The organism is Pelobium manganitolerans, from assembly GCF_003609575.1.
Lineage (GTDB): Bacteria > Bacteroidota > Bacteroidia > Sphingobacteriales > Sphingobacteriaceae > Pseudopedobacter > Pseudopedobacter manganitolerans.
This window is the reverse complement of record NZ_MBTA01000030.1, coordinates 154,170-178,510: the sequence shown is the minus strand read 5'-3', so window position 1 is coordinate 178,510 and position 24,341 is coordinate 154,170. Positions and strand designations below refer to the sequence as shown.

The window sequence follows — 24,341 nt, the reverse complement described above, 5'->3', positions numbered from 1 at the left end:
CTCACCACTTCTATTGACTAATGAACTCCCCCACCAATAACAACTCCCTTACTTCTTTTTTAAGAGCGTTTCCATCAATTTCGTAGCAAAAACAAACTCGTTCAGCTCTTTATTATCAGTGGATGTAATTTCATCTTTTGAACCTTCCCACCACTTTTGTCCTTGGTGCAAAAATAGAATATGCTCGCCAATGCCCATAACAGAATTCATATCGTGGGTAACAATAACCGTGGTGATATCATATTCTTGGGTGATCTCCTGCAAAAGCTCATCTATCATGATAGAACTTTTAGGGTCCAGACCCGAGTTTGGCTCATCACAAAACAGGTACTTGGGCCGCATGGCGATAGCACGCGCAATGCCTACGCGTTTCATCATCCCACCCGAAAGCTCGGAGGGATATAAATCATTTTTACCGGCAAGGTTCACGCGCTCTAACACAAAATTTACGCGTTCTAGCTTTTCTGCTTTTGATTGGTTGGTAAACATATCCAGCGGAAAGCGGATGTTGCGCTCAACCGTCATAGAATCAAACAAGGCCGAACCCTGAAAAAGCATCCCAATTTCTTTGCGGATTTCGATACGCTCTTGCATATCCATACTGGTAAAATCGCGACCGTCGTAAAGCACCTTTCCACTGTTTGGCTCGTGCAGGCCTACCATGTTTTTCATCAGGGTGGTTTTACCAGAGCCAGAGCCACCGATGATTAAGGAAGTAACGCCGGGCTTAAAATCGGCAGTAATGCCTTTTAAAACCTCGTTATCGCCAAAGCTTTTATAAATATCTTTAACCTCTATCATAACAGCAGCTGCGCAATAATATAATCAGAAACTAAAATAGCGATACAGCTAATCACCACCGCTTTTGTACTTGAATTACCTACCTCAATAGCACCACCATTGGTAAAAAAACCTTGGTAAGCAGATACCGTGGTGATGATGAAAGCAAAAATGAGCGCTTTTACCAAGGCTACCACCAGGGTAAAAGGAATAAAATCTGTAGTTAAACCTTGCGTAAACTCGTTTGCGGTAACTGCACCCGAAGCTACGCCCGCTAGATATCCGCCTACAATACTTAAAGCAATCGCAATTACAATTAAAATAGGGATCATGATTACGCCGCCTAATAACTTGGGCAAAATAAGATAACCGGGTGCGTTTATGCCCATAATCTCTAGAGCATCAATCTGTTCGGTTACGCGCATGGTGCCAATTTGCGAGGCAATGCTACTGCCCACCTTACCTGCTAAAACCAAAGAACAAATGGTGGGACTAAGTTCCAGGATTGTAGAATCGCGGGTGATAGAGCCTATGATAGATTTCGGAATTAAATCGCTAGTGAGCTGGAAAGCGGTTTGCACGGTAGTTACCGCGCCAATAAAAACAGAGATGATACTGATGATACCTAAAGAACCTAGGCCTATGGCAACCATCTCTTTAAAAACTTCATTTTTGTAAATGCTAATTTTCTCGGGCCTTCTAAAAACCGCTTTCAGCATTAAGATGTATTTCCCAAAATGATAGAATACCATATAAAATTTTGTGTAAAAATAAGCTTTTTTATCAATTGCAATTATTAAACCTAAATTGCCCTAAATTACGGAGAGCATGAATATTTTAATAACCGGCGTTACAAGAGGGATAGGAAAAGCAACAGCGCTTGCCCTTGCCCCCAGTGCCAAAGGCATGGCCCTTTGCGCACGTAAAACAAACGAATTAGAAACGCTTGCGCGAGAGCTTAAAGCATTGAATCCTCAACTAAAACTTGTTTTACGCGCCACAGATTGTGGCTTAGCCGCAGAAGTTGAGGCTTTCGCGGATGAGGCTTTAACCCACTTAAACCGAATTGACGTGTTGATTAACAATGTTGGATTTTTTGCACCTTCGCCCATATTAATGGAGGATGCCGAACAGCTGCAAAAACACTTCAGCGTAAATGTTGCAACGCCTTATTTGCTGTACAAAAAAATTGCGCCAGTGATGCAAAATCAACGCAGCGGGCATATCATCAACATCTGCTCGGTGGCCAGCATACAAACAATTGTAAATGCCGGATCTTACTGTGTAACAAAAGCCGCCTTGCTTAGTCTTAACAACATTATGCGAGAAGAAACCCGGCCTTTTGGCGTTAAAGTAACGGCGGTTTTGCCCGGTTCAACTTTAACATCGTCATGGGACGGCACAGAAATCTCCGCAGATAAATTTGTACAAGCCGGCGATGTTGCACAAAGCATAAAACAATTATTGCAGCTAAGCCACGGTGCAAACGTTGATCAGATAGTAATTACGCCACAAAGTGGACAGGTTTAGATTAAATTGAGATGGACAGAAAATTAAGACGCGACCCCGAAAATAAGATGATTGGGGGTGTTGCCGCTGGGATAGCTAATTATTTCCAGTTAGATGTTACTTGGGTACGTATCGCATTTGCTTTAGCCGCTTTTTTTGGCGGCAGCGGGCTATGGATTTACCTAATTTTATGGATTGCCGTACCTGAAGAATATAAATCGGCGTACACCTATACAGATTATAGGGCAAGCGCAGAAGAACCTGCACCACAAAAAAACGTAAATGCAAACCCATCAAGCATTAGCATTCTACTGGGCTTTTTGCTTATTGCCATGGGCGCCTATTTTTTATTGGGCGAGTTTGATTTATTGCCCTACTGGTTTAGCCTGCGCAAACTGTGGCCTTTGGTGTTTGTTGTTTTTGGTTTACTCATCCTATCAAAAGCCACCAAAAAAACAAACCCTGCCAATGACAAACCAAAAGAGGAACCCTTGCGCGATACCGTTGTAGAGGACCTAAGCGCAGAAGAGGTGACAAAAGAAAGTAAACCTTTAGAAAACCAAAATCAATAATACTGTTATGAACGCTAACCGCATATCTTGGGGCATTGTTTTCATTTTTGCAGGCACTATCTTTTTGCTGGAAAACTACGGGTTAATTGATTTTAGCTGGGCCTATTTGTGGAAATTTTGGCCAGCCTTATTGATACTAGCCGGTGTAAATATCATATTCTCGCAAAGTAACAATCCAGCAGGGAAATGGGCTATCATTGCTGTTACCGTAGTAATATTAAGCGCCCTAACCGTGATAAACCTAAACCATCCAAAAACAACATACGATGTGGCTTGGGACAATGACGAATGGAGCAACAGCAAAAATGAACGGGAACGCGGCACCAACTTTTATGAGGAAAATTTTGATGCCAACTATAAGTACGCCAACCTAAACATCAATGGCGGCGCCAGCAAGTTTACCATTAAAGAGGGCAAGGCCAAACTGTTTGAATCAAGCACAGAAAAAAACCACAGCCGTTACTACCTACGCAAAACGGAGAGCGATAGCACGGTGGTTTTGAATTTCAACGCGAAGAAAAACGAAAAAGGCTTTGATTTTGACGACACCGATTTAAGCAAGGTGATGATGAAAATCCACCAAGCGCCGATATGGACTATCAACTTAAATATGGGCGCCGGCAAAGCCGATTTTGACCTGAGCGAAAACAAAGTAAAAGCCGTAAACATCAAAGGCGGTGCGGCAGATTTTAATGTGAAAATTGGCGATTTGTACCCAGATGTTGCTTTGGCAGCAGAAACCGGCATCTCTAAAGTCCGTATTTTAATCCCTAATAATTCCGGTTGTAAAATCTTTACCAAAACCGGTTTGTCTGCAAAAGAATTTTCGGGTTTTGATAAAACAGCCGATGGCTCTTTCGCTACCTCAAATTACCAAAGCGCAAGCAACAAAATTACCATCACCTTAAAAGGAGGTTTAAGCGATTTTGAGGTTAAACGATATTAAACACATGTCAGAAAAATTATATTATCTGGTAGTGGGTGGCAAACCCACCGGCCCGTTTAGCCTAAGCCAGTTAAAAGAGCAAGGGCTTAAACCCGATTCGTTCTTGAAAACGGCAGATATGCCCGATTATAAAGAAGCGCAGGAGATGGAAGAAATCCGGGCGCTTTTTGCTTTTTCCAAAAATTATACCGCACCCCAGTATTTCGCAGGGTTTGATCTTCGCTTGTTGGCCACCGCAATAGATTGGTTTATCGTTTTCGGGATATTCTCTCTTTTTGAGCTTATTATGGCGTTAATTGTGGCCGATGAAAACACCACGCAGCAAAATATCTTAAGCGGGATTTTTCTGCTTCCTTTCCTCAAAATCTTTTACCACATCTACATGGAAAGACACCAGCAAGCAACCATCGGTAAAAAGCTCTTAAACATTAAGGTGACCAACCTATTTGGACAAAAGCCTACGCTAAAACAAATCAGCATCCGCAACGTCTCAAAAATTATAAGCACCCTGCCTTTCTTTTTAGGCTATTTTTACGTGTTTCTCAACAAAAAACAACAAGCCCTGCATGATAAATTTGCGGAAACGCTGGTGATCAAAGACCGCCTCATCTAGCTCATTTAAAAAGGAATAATTTTTGCCCCAAAAATGGGTATGAGAGAATCTGCAAAGCTCAAAAAACCACAGCCTTGGCGTAAATGGGGACCATATTTATCAGAACGGCAATGGGGAACAGTTAGGGAAGATTATAGCGCTAACGGCGATGCGTGGGACTATATTTCTCACGATATGGCACGTAGCAAAGCTTACCGCTGGGGCGAGGACGGGATAGGTGGTATATCTGACGAGCAGCAGATTTTGTGTTTAGCAACTGCTTACTGGAACGGTAAAGATCCCATTATCAAAGAAAGGCTTTTTGGTTTAACCAACCCCGAGGGCAACCACGGCGAAGATGTGAAGGAGCTTTATTACTATCTGGATAATGTGCCCTCGCACAGCTACATGAAGTTTTTGTATAAGTATCCGCAAAACCAATTTCCTTACCAGCAACTTTTAGAAGAAAACCGTAAGCGCGGTAAAAGCGATGCAGAATATGAACTGTTAGATACCGGCATTTTTGACAACAACCAGTATTTTGATGTGTTTACCGAGTATTCCAAAAAATCGCCTACGGATATTTTGGTACGCTATACCATCCACAACCGTGCAGATAAAGATGCCGAGCTTCATTTTTTACCTACGCTTTGGTTCCGCAACATCCCTTCTTGGAACAAAGATAAGCCAAGTATTACACCCCTTTCGGCCAATACCTTATTGGCGCACAGTACAGAAATCGGGAATTATTACTTGTATTTAGAAGAAGAAACACCCTTTTTATTTACCGAGAACGAAACCAACTACCAGCGCTTGTATGGCGTAAAAAACAGGAGCAAATATTGTAAAGATGGGATAAATCAGTTTTTAGCGGAAGGAGACACTAGAGCCGTAAACCCACAGCACACCGGCACCAAAGTGGCCTTACATTACCATAAAACCATCCCGGCAAAAAGCAGCATCAGCATCAAGCTCCGTTTGCTGCAAAAAAAGAACAACAAAGCTTTTGAAGATTTTGATGCCTTTTTTAACGCGCAATTGGCTTTAGCCGATGATTTTTACGCCACCAAACAAAAAGGTAAAACTGATGATGAAAAACTGGTACAACGCCAGGCCTGGGCGGGTATGTTGTGGAGCAAACAGTATTACTATTATTATGTAAAAGATTGGCTAGATGGTGATAAAGGCGAACCCAAACCGCCATTGAGCCACCAAAACGGCCGGAACCAAGATTGGACACACCTCATGGCATCAGATATTATCTCTATGCCCGATAACTGGGAATATCCGTGGTTTGCCGCTTGGGACACCGCTTTCCACAGCGTGGTATTGGCCAGTATTGATTTTGATTTTGCTAAGCAACAGTTGCTATTATTTGCTTCCGAAAGATACATGCACCCCAACGGCCAATTTCCGGCTTATGAGTGGAATTTCGGCGATGTAAATCCACCGGTGCAGTCTTGGGCAACGTGGAAAATTTACCAAATGCAGAAAAACAGCGAAGGTAAAGGCGATTTGGATTTTTTGGAACGCATGTACCACAAAATGCTGCTCAACTTTACTTGGTGGGTAAACCGAAAAGACACCGAAGGCAACAATATTTTTGAAGGCGGTTTTTTGGGTTTAGATAACATCGGGGTTTTTGACCGCAGCAAACCTTTGCCAGGCGGTGGCACGCTGGAGCAATCGGACGGCACTAGCTGGATGGCCATGTACGCCTTAAACATGATGCGCATAGCCATGGAGCTTTCGTTTTACAAACAGATTTATGAGGATTTAGCCATCAAATTTTCCGAACACTTCTTTTACATAGCGGGTGCCATGGCCAATATGAACAAAACCGAAGGCGCCGGTTTGTGGGATGAAGAAGATGGCTTTTACTACGATATGTTGCACAGCGGCGATGGCAGCTGGAAAAGATTAAAATTGCGGACGCTGGTAGGTTTGTTGCCTTTAATTGCTGTGGAGGTTATTGCCGAAAAAAACTGGGTTAAATTGCCTGCCCTGGTACACCATATTAAGTGGTTTACTAAACAAAGACCAGATTTGGCCGCGCTGGTGAGCAACTGGGAAGGTAAAAACAGCGAAGGCAATTTGCAACTGTTGAGTTTGTTGCGTGGCCATAGGATGAAGTGCTTGTTGCGCAGAATGCTGGACGAAAACGAGTTTTTATCTGATTATGGAGTACGCTCCGTCTCAAAAATTTACGAGAAAAATCCTTTCGTATTTGAATTTCGGAACCAAGTTTTTGAGGTAAAATATACGCCGGCCGAAAGTGACACCGGCATGTTTGGTGGCAATAGCAATTGGCGCGGCCCAATTTGGGTGCCGGTGAATTACCTGCTCATCGAATCGATGTACCGTTTTCATGATTATTATGGTGATGATTTCAAAATCGAGATGCCCCACGGCTCTGGCAATTATACCACCATAAAACAGGCCGCCGATTTATTGGGCAAACGATTAACTTCCATTTTTTTAAGAGACAAAAACGGCAATCGCCCGGTGTATGGAAACAACCAAAAGTTACAAACCGACCCACATTTTAAAGACTATATTTTGTTTCACGAGTATTTTAACGGAGATAACGGAACGGGGCTGGGCGCCAGTCACCAAACAGGGTGGACAGGTTTAGTTGCCTTGTTGATGTAGAGAACAGATTTGGAATGGAGATTTTAAGATTTACGCACTTCACAAAGTTCGTCGAACAAATCTTTATGTGGGTCTAGAATCTTCATAACCAAATATAAAAAATTGAAGCGCCAATTTTCTCAAAGTTATACCGCAAAAGCTTACAGTTTTGGTTACGCGCTACGCAGCTAAGTTTTTTTCTTAAATTTGTAGCCTATGCAGTCTAAAATCAGCCAATACACTACTGAAATCGAAGCTTTTGAACCCAAAACTGCGGAAGACTTAGAGCGTTTCCGTATTAGGTTTTTGGGCACAAAAGGCATTATAAAAGATCTGTTCGACGAGTTTAAATCCGTATCAGCGGAAGAGAAACGCGTATTAGGGAAAGTTTTAAATCAATTTAAGCAAAGTGCTGAAGCGAAGTTTAACGCTTTTAAAGATGACTTTACAGAACAAACCAACGCCACCAACAAAGAAGATTTGACTTTGCCTGGCGAAGGTTTCCAAATTGGGGCACGTCACCCGCTTTCTTTGGTGCGTAAGCAGATTGTCGAGATTTTTAAACGCTTAGGTTTTGTGCTTGCAGAAGGCCCGGAAATAGAAGACGACTGGCATAATTTCTCGGCCTTAAACTTCCCCGAAGAGCACCCTGCACGCGATATGCAGGACACTTTTTTTGTGCAAAAACCCACAGGCACCGAATCTGATGAAGATACTAAACAAGAAGCTTTCGCTTTACGCACCCACACCTCATCGGTACAAGTGCGTTTGATGGAAGCCAGAAAACCGCCTTTCCGTGCTTTAATGCCGGGCCGTGTTTACCGTAATGAAGCTATTTCTGCGCGGGCACATTGCTTTTTTCATCAAGTTGAAGGTTTATATGTAGATGAAAAAGTATCTTTTGCTGATTTGAAGCAAACGCTGTATTATTTTGTGCAAGAGATGTACGGAGAAGGCACAAAGGTGCGCTTCCGCCCATCTTACTTCCCTTTTACAGAGCCATCGGCAGAAATGGACATCTCTTGTACCATTTGCAAAGGCGCCGGTTGCCCTATGTGCAAACAGAGCGGATGGGTAGAGATTTTAGGTTGTGGCATGATAGATCCGAACGTTTTAGAAAATGTTGGCATCGACTCAAAAAAATACACCGGTTTTGCTTTTGGGATGGGCATTGAGCGGATCACCAACCTTAAGTATCAGATAAAAGACCTCCGCCTTTTCTCTGAGAATGACGTCCGCTTTTTAAAACAGTTTGAAACGGAGGTGATATAGTATGAACAGATGGATGCTTGTTTTTGTGCTGCTGGGCATCTTCTGCTGCTTCTCTTGCGGAAAAGAGAAGAACTACATTGCGGATGTTCCTGTGGATATACCTGTTAATAGTCCCTATTTTACAGTATACTCTGCGCCGGGCTCTTTTTTGTTGATAAAAGGCGGTGTGGCAGGCATTGTTTTGTATAAAAAACAATCAGGGGAGATTGTAGCGTACGACAGATGTAGCAGCTTTAATCCTGAACAAGCCTGTGCCATAACAGTAAACGATCCCCCCATCACGGCTACTGATCCATGCTCGGGGTCCTTGTTTTCTTTAGAAGACGGCTCATCATTAAAAGCCCCGGCAACCCGGCCGTTAAAACGATATTCTGTTATAATAACTAACTCTCAGATTAGAGTTTACAACTAGTTTATGGAAATAGATAAGATTAAGGAAAGCATCAAAAAAGCCGCGCAGGACCTGTTTAGGAAATACGGCTACCATAAAACCAGTGTAAACGAGATTGCCAAAAAGGCTAAGATTGCCAAAGCTACCATTTACAAATATTTTGAGAGCAAAGAATTGGTGCTACACGCCATATTGATGGATTATTTGAAAGTGAGCATTACCGATCTGGTGCACCAAAACAACAAAACCATTAACAAAGAAGAGCATTTAACCCTTTTAATTTTACGCGTTAGCAAGCTTTCCTATACCATTTGCAATGAGTTTATCGGTTGGGATTTTATCCGAGAATCTGCCAATGCTCAAGAATTTTTGAAGAATTTATCTGATGAGCTGGAGCGTTTGCTTTACACCGAGTTTTTGCAGATTGAAGAACTGGCCAGCGACGAAACTTACCCAGAACGTTTGCGTTTCCTTATTAAATCCAGCAAAAGCATTATCTTTTCATTCGCGTTTACCTCTGTAAGCGATGCCGATGTGCGCAAAAATTTTATATCCTTCCAAAAGGAGATTTTGCCTTATTTGGTAAAGGCTGCGCTTTAAATAAAGTTGAATTTTGAAGGTTAAATGGGTATGCCTATTAACCTTAAGGCATCTATATTCAAAACATCCCTTAAGCCTTAAAGGCATTAAACCTATCGCGAAATTTCCATAGCAAAGCTATAAATCTGCAAGGTCCAGGCCTTTAATCGGTAAGTATTCTAAAGCAAACCGAGCTGATAAAGCTAATACAACCTGCAAAATCTCCCCTAAGAAAAGTTATAAATTTTACTATTTTAGTCCTAAAAGTACTTTTTCATCAATTAATGACCGCTCTTAAATTATGATTTTATGGTTCTGGCATATATTGATTTAGCCATTGTTTTTCATTGCTTAGTATTCTCCATCTTTTTCTTTTTCAGAAAAGGAGGCGTAGGGCGAAGCAACATCTTATTAGGGATTCTGCTTATTACAGTCAGCTTTATATCTATTCCTTTTGCGTTGAAACCCACCGGTTGGCTTTTTCGATTTCCATTAGTGGATATGGAATGGCCGGCAGGTTTTTTATTTGGCCCGGTTTATTTTTGGTTAGTCAGAGAGATGACCGGCGAGAAAATCCGGTTCAATAAAAAAGAGTTGCTGCTCACTGTCCCGGCCATCTTAGCGCTGCTCTACTTTTCAAAATTTTATTTTTTAAGCCATGAAAAACAGCTGGCTTATATGGAGCTGATACGCTTTACTTATATTTTGGATTATCAGATTGGCGATGCGATATTTTATCCGTACATCCAGATATTTTTAATTTATATCATTATTGCCTTAAAGCGGAAAAAGAAAAAACTTTCGGGAGTTTTGCTAAATAATTGTCAATGGCTGATAAAGTACACCACGTTATTAGTAGGCTTTGGCTTTTTGAGCGGTTTGGCATTTGTTTTAGGTTTGCCTCAGGTATATATTAATGCAATTCCCCTGATTTCGGCTTCTATTTATCTGGTTTTAATTTATCACTTTCTGCAGCAGTCGGGTCTTCAGTTTGAACTCGCTGCAAACGGCGAGGCTTTGCAACTGAAACCTAAATATTCCGGCTCTAACCTGAATGAGGAAGAAGCTGAAAAGCTGAATGCTGACCTTCAGCAAATGATGCAGGATGACAAACTATTTCTTAATCCGGATTTAACCCTGCAGCTGTTGGCTGATGAACTTCAATCGACGCCGCATCATCTCTCGCGGGTTATCAATCAGTTTCACGGAAAAAACTTTTCTGATTTTATCAATACTTACCGTATTCACGAAGCAAAAAAATTGATCCTCATAAAAGAAGCTTTAAAATTGGAAGCTATTGGATATGAGTGCGGCTTTAATACCAAAACCACTTTCAACGCTGCTTTTAAAAAGGTAACGGGCTCCACACCTAGTGCGTTCAGAAAAAAACATCTGGAGAAAGACGTACAGATTTATAAAAGCTGACTTTTCTAAACTTTCCTGCACCTACTTTTGGCTGCTGAACGGGCATTAAAAGCTCTTAATCCGGTAGCAAACGCCGTTTTATGCCCTGCCAGATAAAGGCATTTTATGTTCGGATATAAATATTTCCGCAATAAGGGAACTAAGCATAATTCACCAAAACCAATTATAAGTAACACACAAGATGAACAAACGCACCGCTAAATTATCAGCCCTTAAATCCAAAATTATGACCAACGAATACTTTATCAAAGCAATTTTACCCTTCGTCTGTCCGCTGATCATTCTGCTCATGCTCTCATCAGCGGCACGCAGTCAAACTGTAGATTTTAGTGACGCTTTCTCTCGTACGCAAACCGTAACAAACGGACGCACCAATGAATTTCGGGACATGAAAACTGACACAGCGGGAAACACCTACGTACTTGCCAACCTCATTGCCGCACAAACTTTTAATAGCCAAACACATAATGCCGGGCGGTTGCTAATTAAATACAATACCGCAGGACAAATACAATGGGTTATAGCGGATAACGGGAAAAGTGGAGTTACACTATTGCTCGATTCTCAGGGAAATCCGATAGTTGCAGGAAATCAGTCGGTCACAACCAGCCAGGGTTGGGTGGAAAGCCGTTTGTCCATCACCAAATACGCAGCAACTGATGGAATAATAATATGGGAAAACATTGCTACTTCCGGTGCTGGAGACGCGATACAAGATGCAGCTTTGTCACCTGATGGAAAGATTTATATTGTTTTTTCAAAAGCAAGTTTTAATCCATATATTAATTGGGGAGCTGTGAATAATTTTGGCTTTATCTCTGGCGCAACAAGGAACGTCATTTTAAAAGCCGACCAAAACGGTACTCCTGAGTGGGCACAATATGTAAAATCTGGCGAAACATGGAATATAGAAGGCAGTATTTCTGGAATTTGTGCAGGCGATGACAACGAAGTTTATTTAGTTGGTGAGGGTGTTCGTTTATTTTCGGATGCAGGAACCGGAGGAACCTTTGTGTCGCGGGTTAATAATGACGGTACATTTTCATGGTTTAAAAGAGTGTCAACCTCTACAGACCATAGCGCAACAGATGTAACGTATCATGAAGGACATATTTATATGTGTGGAGACGTAGCCAATCAGGCTTATACCAGTCTCGATTTCGGGGATGGAGTTAACGCTACTGCGTTAGATTTCCAAAAAGGTTATATCGCAAAACTTGCGCCCAACGGAACTGCAAAATGGCTGGTTAACAATACAACAGGCACAAAAGCTGGTGTAGGTAACGGTCTGCGATTTTTTAAATTAAGCACGTTGCCAAACGGCAATATTGCAGCGTTGGCAAACCTAAAATCAAAAGATATTTTATTTGGAGGCAAAACTTTCAACAGCGATTATCTATATAACGGATGGTTGCCTGCCACCGGAGACAATACCATGGTTTTTGAGCTGGACACAAACGGACTGTTAATCTCTTCTTTTTATACTACAGACGGACTAAGCAAGGCGCAGGTACTTTCTTGCGCTCCCGATAACACAATGTGGATAGGCGGCACATATAGTTCATACAATTCAGCAGGCAAGTTATTTAAAATAGGGAATCACACTCATGCGCATACTGGCGGTACTAATGATTATAATTTTTTTATTGCCAAAGTAAAACCCGAAGCTTTAGCACTCCCGGTGGAACTTGTCAAGTTCGAAGCGAAAACAGAACATAACTGGATAAAGCTAAATTGGGGAACTGCATCGGAAAGCAATAACAAAGAATTTATGATTAGCCGAAGTACAAACGGCTCAGATTTTACAAAAATAGGAAAGGTTAAGGGTAACGGAACCTCAGCACAGAACCACCATTACGTATTTTACGATAAGGAACCGCTATTGGGAACAAATTATTATAAATTGCAACAGGTAGATTTCGATGGTGAAACGAAATATTTAGGGACCAAAGCATTAACTTTCAGTTTGGATGGTGTAAATTTTAAGGCATACCCAAACCCAACAACAGATAAGTTCAATTTATTTTTTGATAGCGGAACCTATAATAAGCTTATGTTATACACGGCAACAGGAGATGTTTTACAAAAAAACGATATAGAGCCTTCCACATCTCAGCTATCGCTTTCCTTAAAGAACCGCACAAATGGAATTTATATCATCCTCCTACAAGGGCCTTCAGGAACTAAAACCTTTAAAGTGATTAAAGAATAACGGTTTTATTCCGCTAACAAAGTGTTTGATACCCAAGCATGGGGAGGCAGTTTGCCTCCCTATTCTTTACTTGCAATGTTCTTCTCCCGGTATCTCTTATACATTTTCACCGCCATCATAATTACTGCAGCAAACACAACCAGACCTACCAAACCATAGACCCAATCTATCGCACTTTTTAAGATTACGGTGAAAACTATTGCGACTAAAAAAATGGTGGCTAGCTCGTTCCAAAGGCGCAATTGTGTGCTAGTGAGCCAAAAACGGTCATTTTTCAGTTGCTTAATTATCCCTGCGCACATAAAATGATAAATCAACAATCCGGTAACGCAAACAAGTTTAACCCACATCCAATCGGTGTGCAACAATCCGGGATTAAGGTAAAGCATCCCTAAACCGGCGCATACCGTTAGAACCATTGCTGGTGTGGTGATGATATTCCAAAGCTTACGCTCCATAATCTTAAACTGCTTTTGTAAGATGATGCGTTCCTGCTCTGGTTTTGTATTTGCCTCGGTATGGTAAATAAACAGACGTACGATATAAAACAAGCCAGCCATCCAGCTTACTACAAAGATGATATGAATAGCAAGTATGTAGCGATACATTGTTAGGTGGTTAGGTGTTAGTTTGTTAGGGATTGGTTCATTAGTTTGTTGGATATTGGTTGAAGTTCGTTAGTCATTGGTTAATTAGTTTTGTTAGTTGGTTAGGTATAAAAGTTCATTAGTACTTAACGTCCATAATAACTCTGATAATTACCCAAACTAGTCAAAGTCCTTCTCCTTCCGAGAAGGATTTAGGATGAGGCCCCCCTCCAATCCTTCACTACCTCCACTGCATACTTCACATGGTCAAACGGAATATCCGGCATAATACCATGACCTAAGTTAAAAATGAAACCATTTTCGCCTTCCATACGCTTAAATAAACGGTGGATGCGGTCTTTAATCACGCTTTTATCTGCATATAAAATATGAGGGTCCAAATTACCCTGAACGGCGATACCTTTTGGCAAACTTTGTTTGATGTTTCTCAAATCTGCATTCCAGTCGATAGAAACTACATCTGGTTTAGCTTCTGCCATTAAAGGCGCAAATACCGAACTCCCTTTGCAAAACGAAATTACCGGAACATCTTTACGGTTTAGTTTAGCGATAATTTCTACGTTGTATTTGTGCGAGAACTCTTTATAATCATCCCACGATAAAGAAAGCGCCCAGCTATCAAACAACTGAACCGCGTTTACGCCGGCCGCAATTTGCATATTTAGGTAATCTATAGTCACCAACGCAATTTTTTGCAACAGCTGATGGGCCAACTGGGGGTGGTTGTGGATAAATAGCTTAGTTAGTTTAAAATCTTTTGACGAGCCGCCCTCTACCAAATAGCTCATTACCGTAAATGGAGCGCCAGCAAAACCGATTAAGGGAACATTGCCGTTTAAACGTTGCTGTATCACCTTAATAGCATCCGCAACATATTGCAACCTGTCCAATACGTCTGTTTGCAAATTGTCAATGTCTTTTTGGTTTTTTACGGGGTTAGCAAATTTGGGCCCTACTCCTTGCGTAAAGCTTAAATCGCCACCCATCGCCTCGCCAGTCACCAAAATATCGCTGAAAAGAATTGCCGCATCTACGCCCAACAAGTCTATCGGAAGCATGGTTACGTCTGCTGCAATCTCCGGCGTTTTGCACATCTCCAAAAACGAATATTTGTTTTTGATTTCCCAATATTCGGGCATAAAACGGCCAGCCTGGCGCATCATCCATACCGGCGGGCGCACTGTTGCTTTTGATAATGCAGCATCTAAAAACAAGGAATTCTTCATCTAAACTTTTTGTAACTCTTTCTCTATTTTGGTTAATATACTCTTATACTTTTCTGTAAGTGGCAAATTCTGCGATTTTTGTATCCACAGCAAGCCTTTTTCTTTGTCTTTATTGCGCAGGGCGATATTGGCTAAATGCATTAAACTAACACCTAAATCATTTGCGCGCAAACCTAAAACCGCTGCCCTTGCTAAGTAAACCTCGGCTTCCGCAAAATGTGCTTCGGTAACTGCGATATTGCCCAACATGTAATAATAATAGGGCTTACGGCGTTTGTTTAGCCAATCGGGCTTAGCAATACTGTGCAATAAGGCTTTAGCTTTCTGATAGTTTTTTTGTTTAAAAGCTTTTGCGGCTAAAATTACCGGGCCTTCTTTAAAATAGCCCCAAACAATTAACCCGATAAACATCAGGCCTAAAGCCGCAATTTCAAAAACACCCTGCCAAGCTGCAAAAGCCGATGCTAAAGCTAATAATACAACTACTAATACACGCGCCCCGTTGGTAAACATCTTAGGCGTGCCCGTCTGTAAATTTATAGCCTACACCGCGTATAGAATGGAAATAAATCGGGTTTTTCTGATCCGGCTCAAAGTATTTTCTAAACGTTAGAATAAAGTTGTCGATGGTGCGGGTGGATGGATACACGTCGTAATTCCATACCGTTTCCAAAATCTGCTCGCGCGATACAGCTTCATCTTTCCGCTCTATCAGCAGTTTTAACAACATGGTTTCTTTCTTGGTAAGCGGCGTGATGCTACCGTCCTCATTCTTTAACTCAAAAGAATTGAAATAAATGGTTTTATCGCCAATTTTATACGAGTTAATCTCTTTCAGCTCCTCGCCTTTGGCGCTGCGCTTTATAAGATTGTTTACCCGTAATATCAGCTCTTCTAAATTAAAAGGTTTGGTCAAATAATCATCCGCGCCTTTTTTTAAACCCGTGATACGGTCTTCTGAGGTGTTTTTCGCAGTTAAAAACATGATTGGCACCTCGCTATTTTCTAAACGGATGGTTTCGGCAACCTGGAAACCGTCAATCTCTGGCACCATCACGTCTAAAATAATGAGGTTAAACTTCTCTTCTTTATAAACTTTAAGCGCTTTTTTACCGTCGGTTACGGCGCGTACAAAAAAACCTTCCATTTCGAGGTTCAGTTTGATGGCTTCCAAAAGATGTTCTTCATCTTCCATCAACAAAATTCTTTGTTTTACAGACATAATGCTTTCGATTTAATTAAAAGAAACTTCAAAAACCGTTCCTCTTGGCTGGTTATTTTTTACCCTAATTTGCGCCCTATGGTTATCTAAAACCTGCTTCACTATAAACAAGCCTAAGCCGGTACCTTTTGTTTTCCGCGTTTCCTCGCTTCCAACACGGTAAAATTTATCAAATATTTTGGGTTTTTCCTCATCCGGAATGCCCATTCCTAAATCGGCAACTTTAAAACAGACCGTCCCGTTCTCGTTTCTGTGCAAGTCAACATGCACCGGCACGCAATCTGGCGAGTACTTTACCGCATTTTCTATCAGGTTGGTCACTACCGATGAAATCGCGAATTGATCGCCGGTGATAAAAACGTTAGGATCAATGGAGGTAAGGATAGATTCTTTGCTGCAGACGTGGATTTGCAAGCGCGAAACGATTTTCTCTACCAGATCCGACAGGTTTAAATCTTGCTTTGGAAAGCTGTAAGATTTATTTTCAATCTTGGTAGCCAGCAGCATGTTTTCCACTAAATCGTCCAAACGTTCAATATCTAACAAACATTTGGCAATAAAACTACGCTGTTGCTCTTTGTCCAACTCGCGCTTGTTAATGGTTTGCAGGTAAAGTTTTATAGATGCCAGGGGCGATTTCAGCTCGTGCGTTACCGAAAGCAAAAAGTTTTTCTGCTGGCCGGTTATCCGCTTTTCGCGATTGATGGCTTCATGGAGTTTATAAATCCCAAAAGCCATTAAAGTAATAAAAACAACACCTTCGCCAATGATCATCCCACGGCGTGTGGGTTGTAGCTCGACCAGCAAAGCAGCCCACCAAAAAAGCTGGGAAACGGCATAAATAACTACCGCATAAAATATGGTGATGGGCTTCAGGCGCATATATTAACGTTTAAAAACAATATCTAAACACTCAAATATAGCACGTTTTGCCTTTTCTAAATCTATTTTGCTGTGCGCAACAGAAACAAAGCCCACCTCGTAACCTGATGGTCCCAGATAAATGCCGCGGTTTAACAGCTCGCGGTGCATCAACTTAAATTGCTCCATGCTTGCAGGGTCAATAGCTTCTGCGGTTTGTATTGCATCCGCATCAGTAAAAGCAAACCAAAAGATAGATGCGATTTGAAAAACCTTAAAAGCGTAGTTTTTGGAGGTAGCATAGCGCTGAATGGCGTTGGTAAATTCCTCGGTTTTGGTGTTCAGCTCTTTGTAAAAGCCGCTTTTTGCCAATTCGCTTAACTGCGCAATACCCGCTGCCATAGCCACCGGATTGCCGGACAAAGTGCCCGCCTGGTAAACGCCGCCTTCGGGCGATATGTTGGCCATTAACTGCGCAGACGCACCATAAGCGCCCACCGGCAAGCCACCGCCAATAATTTTTCCGTAGGTAATAATGTCTGGTTGGATATCATAATAACCCGCTGCACCTTCAAAACTTACGCGGAAGCCGGAAATTACTTCATCAAAAATCAGGAGTGCGCCATTTTGTGTGCATATCTCTCTCAAAAATTGCAAATACGCTTTGCTTTGTAGCAGAAGCCCGTTATTTGCCGGTACCGGCTCTATAATAACACATGCAATCTGGTCTTTAAATTGATTAAAAGCTGCTTTTAAAGCTTCTTCATCATTTAAGGATACAACGATGGTTTCCTCGGCAAAAGATTTTGGAATGCCTGCAGATGATGTTTCGCCGAAAGTAACCAACCCAGAGCCCGCTTTTACCAATAATGAATCACTATGACCATGGTAACAACCTTCAAATTTGATGATTTTATCGCGTTTGGTAGCGCCACGGGCCAAACGGATGGCCGACATTACCGCTTCGGTCCCCGAGCTGGTAAACCTAATTTTTTCGATAAAGCGGTTGTTTTTTAAAATAAGTTCTGCAAGTTCTGTCTCTAACGCAGTTGGCGCACCAAAAGACATTCCTTTCTGCATTTCCTCTGTCACCTTTTCACGGACTTTTGGATGGTTATGACCCAAAATTAAGGGGCCCCAAGAACAGCAGAAATCAATAAATTCGTTACCGTCGGCATCCCATAAGCGGCAGCCGTCTCCTTTTTCAATAAATAGCGGAGTGCCGTAAACAGATTTAAAAGCACGCACAGGCGAGTTTACCCCACCCGGGAAACATTTTTTCGCTTTCTCATACAGCTCCGCTGATTTTTCTCGGCTGATATCTGGTTTTTCGCCGTACACCAACGGATTCTCATCATTCCCGCTTCCAAATATATTTTTTATCGAATCGAACATAATAGCAATATTAATTTAGCAAAACTCCGAGTTTAAACAACACCCTGTTAAATCCACTTATTTTTCAAAACCTCCTTGGCGTGATACGTTAAAATCACGTCTGCACCAGCTCGCTTAATGCCCATCAATTTTTCTACCGTGGCCTTTTCTTCGTTTAGCCAGCCTTTTTGCGCGGCTGCTTTAACCATGGCATATTCGCCGCTAACGTTATAAGCTGCTATCGGCAAATCAAAATTATCTTTCAGCAGTTTAATCACATCCAAATAAGCCAAGGCCGGCTTTACCATTAAAAAATCAGCACCTTCTTGGCTATCTAAGGTAGCTTCAATTAAAGCTTCGCGCTGGTTGGCCGGGTTCATTTGGTAAGTTTTTTTATCACCAAACTTTGGCGCCGATTCTAAGGCATCGCGGAAAGGCCCGTAAAACGCACTCGCGTATTTTGCCGTGTAAGACATGATGGAAACCTGCGTAAATCCCTCAGCATCTAACGCCTCGCGGATATACTGCACCCTGCCGTCCATCATATCAGAAGGCGCAACAATATCGGCACCGGCTTTGGCGTGCGCCACTGCCATATCTGCCAAAATCTTTAAAGTTTTATCGTTAACTATCTCGCCGTTTTCTACAAAACCATCGTGCCCATCGCTGCTGTAGGGATCCATAGCCACATCTGTTACCACACAAGCTTCCGGAAAATGCGCTTTAACCTCCTTTATCGCGCGCAGATACAGGCCTTTTTCGTTTAAACTTTCGCTTGCGGTTTTATCTTTTAAAGACTCTTCAATGTTTGGAAATAAGTCAAAAGCCTTTAAACCCAAATTCATACAACTTTCTACCTCGCGCAAAAGCTCATCAATACTATACCTAAAAATGCCTGGCATAGAGGCAACTTCCGTTTTCTTCGCATTTCCATCGATAATAAATAACGGAAAAATAAAGTTAGAAGCTTGCAAATGATGCTCTTGCACCATATCTCTGATCACTTGCGATTTTCTGTTCCTCCTTGGTCTGTGTAACATGCGGTATTTAATTTTGAATGAGTGAATTTTGAATAAACTACAATCTCAAATCTGACGTCTCATATCTCACATCTCCTGTCTCAAATCTCTTTAAACATCTATTCCAAAAACCACCTCTGCCAAACCTATTTCATCTGGCGAAGCAGGCAAAATATACTTAACGCCCATTTCATCAAATTTTTGTCCGGTCGATTTTCCGATGGCTACAATCTGTTGCCCCGGCTCCAATAGGTTATCAGCGAAATAAGCATCTACGTTAGACGGACTGGTAAACACCAAAACATCTGCATAAGTGGGCTCTACATCCTCTTCTAAAATGGTTTCGTAAATAACCAGCTCAATAATTTTGGTGTCTTCTGAAAGGCTTTTTCTGATGCTGCGTAAAGAATCTTTTGCCAACGGAAATAAAACCGTGCTGCCATTTGCCACTGCTGCAAACTCTTCGGAAATTTCGGCGGTATCACTGCTTTCGCCGATAAAAGACACCGTTTTACCCAAAGCGCGCAAGGCATCTTCGGAGCCACGACCTACCACACCAAATTTTACGTCTTTAGGCAATAGCGGATCTAAAGAAAAGAAATATTCGATTCCGTTTTTACTGCTGAAAAACACCCAGTCCACCTGTTTAAAAACGTACGAGTCCAGTTTATGGATGGTGGGTACGGTGCGTATTAAAGATCGCGCATCAATTTCGATGTTGTGCTTGCTTAAAGCCCTTGCAAAATAGCTGTGTTCGCTAAGTTCTCTGGAGATAAAAACTTTCTTCGGCAGCTTTCGGTTGGCGACATCAAACTTTTGCAGGATATGCTCTGCCAAGCCTTCTGAAGTTGGCGCATTCACATACAACCTGTCCGGAAAATCATTTTGGTTATCAGCTTTGGTGGTCCAAACATGAAAAACACCCTCTTCGTCTTGTTTGCAATAGCAGCCCAAAGGCATATGGCAACCACCGTCAAAAAGATTAAGTACTTTACGCTCTACCCCAATTTGTTCGGCCACTGTTGCATTATGTATTTGCTGTAAAACTTGGTAAAGCGCTGTATCGCTTTCGCGGATTTGCACCGCCAAAACCCCTTGCGCAGGTGCCGGAACCATTTCTGCCGTAGGTTCTATCTCTTCGATATAAAACTCTGATAAATCTAAATTTAAACGGCTGATGCCGGCTTTCGCCATAATAATGGCATCGTATTTTTCGTCGCGCAGCTTTTGGATGCGGGTGTTTACGTTTCCACGCAAATTCTCAAACTCCAGATCGGGCCGCACGGCTAACAGTTGCGATTGGCGACGGTTAGAGGAAGTGCCCACAATGCCATTATGTTTTACCGAGAGTTTTTTGGAACTGTCCACGCAATCTTTTAAAATCAAGATAACTTCTGATGGGTCTTCACGGTCAGAAACGGCGGCAATCATTAAGCCCGGGGGGTTAACGGTAGGTAAATCTTTGTGCGAGTGCACCGCTAAATCAATAGAACCATCCAGCAAATGCTCTTCCAGCTCTTTTGTAAAAAAACCTTTGCCCTCTAACTTATCCAAACGTAGGTTTAAAATGTTATCGCCCTGCGTTTTGATGATTTTCAGTTGGGCCTGCACGTTAATTTCTGCCAGGCGGTCCTTAATGTAATTTGCCTGCCACAGCGCAAGTTCGCTGCCTCGCGTTCCTATCGTAATTACTCTGTTCAAAAGCGTATTGTTATAATGCAAAAATAGAATTATGAACGAGCATTGCTCAATTGATTTGGGGAAATTAGCGCTTAAAAACGGATTATGACTTAATCGTTATTAACCAAAATATCTTTAGCCATCACCATAGGCACACTAATGTATTTCTTCTCCATGTAGGTCATCACCTTCTCTAAAACCAAACGAGAGTTATCATCCAAGGCACCAATTTCATCCGCAAAAACCGAGGTTAAAGCACGTTCTTTGATTTCTTTGATTTTTACCGGCACTTCGCGCATAGCCAGTTCAACGCGGCGCTGCTTCAAAATGGGCTTAAACTCCTTTATATTACGTTCAATAATGGCCTCGCCGTTAATTAGCTCGTGGTAACGTTCTTGCAAGTTTTTCTCGGCAATCTGTTTCAAAGAGCCAACCTCAATATATTGCACCTTATATTGTTTTAACACCTGTGGATCAACATCGTTTGGCACCGCTAAGTCCACAATTACTTTGGGCTCGGCATCACCGTTAAGCAGTTTGCCGTAGAGCGCAGGTGTGATAATGGGTTCGTTACGGGATGTACATGTAATGATGACATCAAAACCTTTATTAAAATTCTCCAGCTCCGCTAACTCAAAAGCTTCGCCGCCTAACTCTTGTGCCAAGCTTTGGGCTTTGCTAAACGTTCTGTTAAAAACCGAGAAGTTGGTGTAAGTATGTTTTTTAAGATATTTGGCGATATTTTGATTGGTTTCGCCTGCACCGATAATTAGTATGCGTGATTTTGAGCAAACATTAAGCTCTTTTAACCGGCGATAGGCTAAAGAAACTACAGAAATAGGATTTTTTGAAATGTTGGTATAGGTATAAACTTCCTTGGCTGTTTTTACCACCCGGCTCATGATTAAACGCAGGTAATCGCCGGTAAAACCGCACTCCCGGCATTCTTCGTAGCTTTTGCGTACTTGGGCTAAAATCTCTTTTTCGCCAACTACTAAACTTTCTAAAGAACTGGCTACGCGCATTAAATGGTTTAGTGCTTCTTCATTTTCATACACCAAAGCATTTTGCACCGCCATATCCAAATGTTGGGTTTTCATGGCCTCGCCGTGCATGGCTTGCAAAAAGTGGCGTACAAATTTTTCGTCTATATCCTGCTCTGCGGTAAAAACAAACTCTACACGGTTACAGGTGGCCAAGTAAAAAATCTCTGGAATATCAAATTTTGATTTTACAACAGGAAGTCTTTCTTCAACGGCCTCATTACACAAAACCAAACAGCCTAATTGTTTTAAATCAATCTGTTTGTGCGTAAATGCTATAACCTTTAAGTTCTTCAATTTATTTCTTTAAAAACCTTACAAAAGTAATCCCGCCCCTTAACCTGTGTGTCAACAATTTGTCAATTGAGGCTATTTAGAAGGTTTATAAATAATTTCTAACACGCCATAAGGCTTGTTTTGTCGCAAAAAACAGGAGTGCTTTATAAGCTCTCCTGTTTTTTCTTGTTCATTATTTTATCAAATTATACAGCTCATCCAATTTTGGCGAAAGCACAATTTCTATCCGGCGGTTTTTACTGCGCGCTTCTGCGGTGTTGCCGGTGGCTATCGGCTGGTATTGTCCTTTGCCGGTTGCGGTTAAACGCTCTGGGCTTATTCCTTGCTGTTCTGTAAGGTAACGCACAACAGAGGTAGCACGCATTACGCTTAAATCCCAGTTGTCTTTAATTTGGCCAAGATTACCCACTCTTTGGTTATCTGTGTGCCCTTCTACAGCGATATTAATATCGGGCTGGGTATTTAACACTTTTGCCAGCTCTTGCAAAGCTTGCTTTCCTTTTTCATCGATGATGATGGAGCCTGTATCAAACAAAAGCTTGTCTGTTAAAGAAACATATACTTTGCCGTCTTTAATTTCTACGGTTAGGCCGCTTTCGCGGAAACCTAAGAGGGCTTTTTGCAATTTCTCTTTAAGGGCGTTGGTAGCTTCATCGCGTTTACGCAAAATTTCTTCCACCTCTTTTAAGCGGGCTTCACGCTTCTGCAAATCGGCCGAAAGCTTGTTGATTTCTGATGAACTTTTAGAGCTTAATGCCGAGTAATTGGAGTTTAAGCCTTCTAGCTGATTATTCAAATCTGTGATTTTGGCGTGTAAAGCCGCCGTATCAGATTTTAAACCGGCAATCATTTCTTCTAAAGATTGGATTTTGATGTTGGCTTGGTCCCACCCCACATTAAGTGAATCTTTTTGTGCGATCAAGGCTTCATACTTCTTTTTAGACAGCACTACGCAAGAGCTTGCAAACAAGCTGAGGCACAGCATTGCCAAGATAAACTGTTTGGTCATTTTTTAGGTTTATAAATGTTTAACAATTAATTTTAGTCTTCGTTTACATCAATTGCCTCTGCTAAAAAAGCATTAAAGGGCATTATCTCTTTTAAACAAGCAACCACACTTTCCACAGATTTTTTGCTTTGCAATTCTTGGTCATCAAAAACGCGGCTTACCGTAAAGCTCTTCAGCTTTAGCAATTCTATTTGCGGATGCATAGCGTCATATCCTTTGGGTGTAGTTTTTAGCTTTTCGTTATTGTTTAAGCTGTTGCCGAAATTTCTTTTAAAAGAGGTATCGTTTAAAATGGCTAAAAATTTATCGCCATTATAATCAACTTCCTGACGGATCAATTTTAAATGCGCGGCTTCGGGCATCCACATGCCACCGGCTACAAAGCTTTGCCCCGGCTGTAGCTGCACAAAATAACCAGGACCGTGAATTCCTTTTGGGGTAGTAGAAAGGCTGATCCCAAAATTAGTTTTATAAGGAGATTTGTCTTTGCTAAACCGTACATCGCGATAAATGCGCATCACCGATTTTTTCCCTGTTAAACTATCGGCTAAACGTGGCTCCAGCTTTCTAAACTTGGCAATTATTTCATCGGCGAAGACCTCCACGTTTTCCTTGGCACTCAAATACTGTTCTTTATTCGCCAAAAACCATTCGCGGTTATTGTTTTGTTGTAATTGCGTTAGAAAAAGAAAAGTTTCTGCCTTAATCATGGTCGTAAGCCGGTATGTATTTGATTTTTGGCGACATTACATGCAGCAGCAACACACGGGAGTACCTAAAGTTTGCAGGTGCTAAAATCAGCGCAGCTAAAAAAACAGTGGTTACATAAATCCAAGGAGATTCTGTTTCGTTGGTGAGCAAATAAGTGAGAATGCCCACACCAACTGAAAGCGCCACGTTAATAGCGTAGCCCACATACATGGCGGCATAAAAATAGCCAGGCTCTAACTCGTACTTTAAGCCGCACTTAGGGCAGTTATCATGCATTTTTTGCGATGAAAACCCATACATAGAATTTTTGAACATATCGCCACGTCTGCACCTTGGGCACTTAGCGTTTACAATGGCCTGAAATTTAGAAGTATGCGCCATA

Annotated in this window: 24 protein-coding genes; 10 read left to right on the top strand and 14 right to left on the bottom strand. The window is 41.7% G+C overall.

Annotation, left to right across the window (positions count from 1 at the left end):
* Window positions 1–48 precede the first annotated feature (48 nt).
* Window positions 49–801: an ABC transporter ATP-binding protein gene (locus tag BCY91_RS17250; protein WP_120183296.1), complete on the bottom strand. Its 753-nt coding sequence runs from the start codon at window positions 799–801 to the stop codon at window positions 49–51.
* Window positions 798–1,532: an MlaE family ABC transporter permease gene (locus BCY91_RS17245; RefSeq protein WP_120183295.1), complete on the bottom strand. Its 735-nt coding sequence runs from the start codon at window positions 1,530–1,532 to the stop codon at window positions 798–800. Before BCY91_RS17245 ends, BCY91_RS17250 begins: the two co-directional genes overlap by 4 nt.
* A 76-nt stretch (window positions 1,533–1,608) precedes the next feature.
* Here BCY91_RS17245 and BCY91_RS17240 point away from each other — a divergent pair, with 76 nt between their 5' ends.
* From BCY91_RS17240 to BCY91_RS17195, 10 genes are all read left to right on the top strand, one after another.
* Window positions 1,609–2,310, top strand: a complete 702-nt coding sequence (locus BCY91_RS17240; RefSeq protein ID WP_120183294.1) for an SDR family oxidoreductase — start codon at window positions 1,609–1,611, stop codon at window positions 2,308–2,310.
* Window positions 2,311–2,321: 11 nt separating this feature from the next.
* Window positions 2,322–2,861, top strand: a complete 540-nt coding sequence (locus BCY91_RS17235) for a PspC domain-containing protein (protein WP_120183293.1) — start codon at window positions 2,322–2,324, stop codon at window positions 2,859–2,861.
* A gap of 7 nt (window positions 2,862–2,868) precedes the next feature.
* Window positions 2,869–3,807 (top strand): LiaF transmembrane domain-containing protein, encoded by a 939-nt coding sequence (locus BCY91_RS17230; protein ID WP_120183292.1) that lies wholly within the window; start codon window positions 2,869–2,871, stop codon window positions 3,805–3,807.
* A gap of 4 nt (window positions 3,808–3,811) precedes the next feature.
* Window positions 3,812–4,420: an RDD family protein gene (locus BCY91_RS17225; RefSeq protein ID WP_120183291.1), complete on the top strand. Its 609-nt coding sequence runs from the start codon at window positions 3,812–3,814 to the stop codon at window positions 4,418–4,420.
* Between the two features lie 39 nt (window positions 4,421–4,459).
* The gene (locus tag BCY91_RS17220; RefSeq protein WP_120183290.1) at window positions 4,460–7,051 is read left to right on the top strand and encodes an MGH1-like glycoside hydrolase domain-containing protein; all 2,592 of its coding nucleotides are present in this window, start codon (window positions 4,460–4,462) and stop codon (window positions 7,049–7,051) included.
* A 195-nt stretch (window positions 7,052–7,246) separates the two neighbouring features.
* Entirely contained in the window at window positions 7,247–8,302 is a 1,056-nt protein-coding gene (gene pheS, locus BCY91_RS17215; protein WP_120183289.1) for a phenylalanine--tRNA ligase subunit alpha, read from the top strand.
* A gap of 1 nt (window position 8,303) precedes the next feature.
* Window positions 8,304–8,714, top strand: a complete 411-nt coding sequence (locus BCY91_RS17210) for a Rieske (2Fe-2S) protein (protein WP_120183288.1) — start codon at window positions 8,304–8,306, stop codon at window positions 8,712–8,714.
* A gap of 3 nt (window positions 8,715–8,717) precedes the next feature.
* Window positions 8,718–9,293 carry a TetR/AcrR family transcriptional regulator gene (locus BCY91_RS17205; RefSeq protein WP_120183287.1) on the top strand — a complete coding sequence of 192 codons (576 nt, stop codon included), beginning with the start codon at window positions 8,718–8,720 and terminating at the stop codon, window positions 9,291–9,293.
* Window positions 9,294–9,581: 288 nt separating this feature from the next.
* Complete coding sequence (locus tag BCY91_RS17200; protein WP_120183286.1) at window positions 9,582–10,697, top strand: helix-turn-helix domain-containing protein; 1,116 nt, start codon at window positions 9,582–9,584, stop codon at window positions 10,695–10,697.
* 226 nt (window positions 10,698–10,923) lie between these two features.
* Window positions 10,924–12,909 carry a T9SS type A sorting domain-containing protein gene (locus BCY91_RS17195; RefSeq protein WP_182995423.1) on the top strand — a complete coding sequence of 662 codons (1,986 nt, stop codon included), beginning with the start codon at window positions 10,924–10,926 and terminating at the stop codon, window positions 12,907–12,909.
* Window positions 12,910–12,968: 59 nt separating this feature from the next.
* Here the strand turns inward: BCY91_RS17195 and BCY91_RS17190 are convergent, their stop codons facing one another.
* From BCY91_RS17190 to BCY91_RS17135, 12 genes are all read right to left on the bottom strand, one after another.
* Window positions 12,969–13,517 carry a CopD family protein gene (locus BCY91_RS17190; protein ID WP_120183284.1) on the bottom strand — a complete coding sequence of 183 codons (549 nt, stop codon included), beginning with the start codon at window positions 13,515–13,517 and terminating at the stop codon, window positions 12,969–12,971.
* A gap of 191 nt (window positions 13,518–13,708) precedes the next feature.
* Window positions 13,709–14,743 carry a uroporphyrinogen decarboxylase gene (hemE, locus tag BCY91_RS17185; RefSeq protein WP_120183283.1) on the bottom strand — a complete coding sequence of 345 codons (1,035 nt, stop codon included), beginning with the start codon at window positions 14,741–14,743 and terminating at the stop codon, window positions 13,709–13,711.
* The gene (locus BCY91_RS17180) at window positions 14,744–15,256 is read right to left on the bottom strand and encodes a tetratricopeptide repeat protein (RefSeq protein ID WP_120183282.1); all 513 of its coding nucleotides are present in this window, start codon (window positions 15,254–15,256) and stop codon (window positions 14,744–14,746) included. It lies immediately after the preceding gene.
* A 1-nt stretch (window position 15,257) separates the two neighbouring features.
* Window positions 15,258–15,965 carry a response regulator transcription factor gene (locus tag BCY91_RS17175; protein WP_120183281.1) on the bottom strand — a complete coding sequence of 236 codons (708 nt, stop codon included), beginning with the start codon at window positions 15,963–15,965 and terminating at the stop codon, window positions 15,258–15,260.
* A gap of 12 nt (window positions 15,966–15,977) precedes the next feature.
* Window positions 15,978–16,847: a sensor histidine kinase gene (locus BCY91_RS17170; protein ID WP_120183280.1), complete on the bottom strand. Its 870-nt coding sequence runs from the start codon at window positions 16,845–16,847 to the stop codon at window positions 15,978–15,980.
* Window positions 16,848–16,850: 3 nt separating this feature from the next.
* The gene (hemL, locus tag BCY91_RS17165; protein WP_120183279.1) at window positions 16,851–18,221 is read right to left on the bottom strand and encodes a glutamate-1-semialdehyde 2,1-aminomutase; all 1,371 of its coding nucleotides are present in this window, start codon (window positions 18,219–18,221) and stop codon (window positions 16,851–16,853) included.
* Between the two features lie 47 nt (window positions 18,222–18,268).
* Window positions 18,269–19,240, bottom strand: coding sequence for a porphobilinogen synthase (gene hemB, locus BCY91_RS17160; protein WP_120183278.1), 972 nt, complete (start codon window positions 19,238–19,240; stop codon window positions 18,269–18,271).
* Between the two features lie 90 nt (window positions 19,241–19,330).
* Window positions 19,331–20,920: a hydroxymethylbilane synthase gene (gene hemC, locus BCY91_RS17155; RefSeq protein WP_120183277.1), complete on the bottom strand. Its 1,590-nt coding sequence runs from the start codon at window positions 20,918–20,920 to the stop codon at window positions 19,331–19,333.
* Between the two features lie 89 nt (window positions 20,921–21,009).
* Window positions 21,010–22,239 (bottom strand): glutamyl-tRNA reductase, encoded by a 1,230-nt coding sequence (gene hemA, locus BCY91_RS17150; protein ID WP_120183276.1) that lies wholly within the window; start codon window positions 22,237–22,239, stop codon window positions 21,010–21,012.
* Between the two features lie 172 nt (window positions 22,240–22,411).
* Window positions 22,412–23,248 (bottom strand): OmpA family protein, encoded by an 837-nt coding sequence (locus tag BCY91_RS17145; RefSeq protein WP_120183275.1) that lies wholly within the window; start codon window positions 23,246–23,248, stop codon window positions 22,412–22,414.
* A 32-nt stretch (window positions 23,249–23,280) separates the two neighbouring features.
* Window positions 23,281–23,958: a DUF2461 domain-containing protein gene (locus BCY91_RS17140; protein WP_120183274.1), complete on the bottom strand. Its 678-nt coding sequence runs from the start codon at window positions 23,956–23,958 to the stop codon at window positions 23,281–23,283.
* Entirely contained in the window at window positions 23,951–24,340 is a 390-nt protein-coding gene (locus BCY91_RS17135) for a DUF983 domain-containing protein (RefSeq protein ID WP_120183273.1), read from the bottom strand. Before BCY91_RS17135 ends, BCY91_RS17140 begins: the two co-directional genes overlap by 8 nt.
* Window position 24,341 lies beyond the last annotated feature (1 nt).